1 protein-coding gene and 1 pseudogene are annotated in these 1,205 nt (G+C 56.7%); both read left to right on the top strand.

Features of this window, described 5'->3' with window-relative positions; genetic code table 11:
* Nucleotides 1-318: pseudogene (locus ACLFKU_RS43515) on the top strand (polygalacturonase); the annotation flags it as partial.
* A 12-nt stretch (nucleotides 319-330) separates the two neighbouring features.
* Nucleotides 331-1,131 carry a glycosyl hydrolase family 28 protein gene (locus ACLFKU_RS43510; protein ID WP_410853365.1) on the top strand — a complete coding sequence of 267 codons (801 nt, stop codon included), beginning with the start codon at nucleotides 331-333 and terminating at the stop codon, nucleotides 1,129-1,131.
* The last annotated feature ends 74 nt before the right edge of the window (nucleotides 1,132-1,205 follow it).

Below are 1,205 nucleotides of genomic sequence, written 5' to 3'. Positions count from 1 at the left end.
CTTCTCGTGATTGCGCCCGCGTTGGCATCCACGTCAGCGGACAAGTTACGGCCCGTAAAGACACAATGGGGCACAGTCAACGAACCGTCACTACCTGCAACCGTCTGCAGGCGGCTCGAAGCATCGCTTGCGCCGGTCAACGGCTCCATCGATATGTGGGACGCGAATGCATCTTCGTCCAATCCGGACACCGCGCGCATCCAAGACGCAATCGACGCCTGTCCGGCAGGCCAAGCGGTTAAGCTTGTCACCGGTGCATCAGGAGATACCGGCTTTCTCAGTGGTCCGCTCAGGCTAAAATCCGGAGTATCGTTGTGAATCGACCGAGGCGTGACGCTATTCGCCTCTCGCAATCCCGCAGACTTCGATAATGGTGCGGGAACGTGCGGTACTGCGACTACATCAAATAAAAAATCTTGCAATCCGCTCATACTTGCACAGACAACTACGGGCAGCGCGATTCTGGGTGACGGGACCATCGACGGTCGTGGTGGCAGCTTGCTCACCAGCGGCGCCAATGCGGGCAGGCGCACCTGGTGGGACGTCGCCTATCAAAACAAGATCTCCGGACTACACCAGCAAAATCCCCGGCTTGTCCAGGTGACGGGAGGCTCCGCTTTCACACTCTATCGCATCACCTTGCAGAACTCGCCCAATTTCCATGTTGTCACCGATGGCGTTGCGGGAGTAGTCGCATGGAATATAAAGGTCCTGGCACCAAGCTTCGCGTACAGCGTCAGCGGGTATGCTTGTCCCTCTGGCACCACACCTGACCAGAAGACCCCCGCTACATGTTTCACGCCGGACACCGTGAAGAACACTGACGGTTTCGATCCCGCTCAGTCACGCAACGTGTTGCTGGCTTATTCGTATATCAGCACAGGTGACGACCACGTCGCCATCAAGGCTAGGGCATCACCTGGCAGCAAGAACCTGATGTTCGCGCATAACCACTTCTACTATGGACACGGCATGTCGATTGGCAGCGAGACGAATGCGGGAATCAGTAACGTCGCGATCATTGATCTAACGATGGATGGAGGAGACAGTCCAAACGGAAACGGCTTGCGGATCAAGTCTAGCAGGCTGTTGAAATACCTCCCGCGCACGTCATCCGCGCGGGAGGGGTAAACGTTGAAACAAAGAACCGGACAACACTGAGACTGAAGCGATGCGCGGAGCGGACGGCTATACCGAGTCGATGT

Origin of the sequence: Paraburkholderia sp. EG304 (assembly GCF_046543485.1) — a bacterium.
In the GTDB taxonomy this organism is placed as follows: domain Bacteria; phylum Pseudomonadota; class Gammaproteobacteria; order Burkholderiales; family Burkholderiaceae; genus Paraburkholderia; species Paraburkholderia youngii.
The sequence above is the reverse complement of the archived record's forward strand: the minus strand, read 5'-3'. Positions and strand labels throughout refer to the sequence as shown.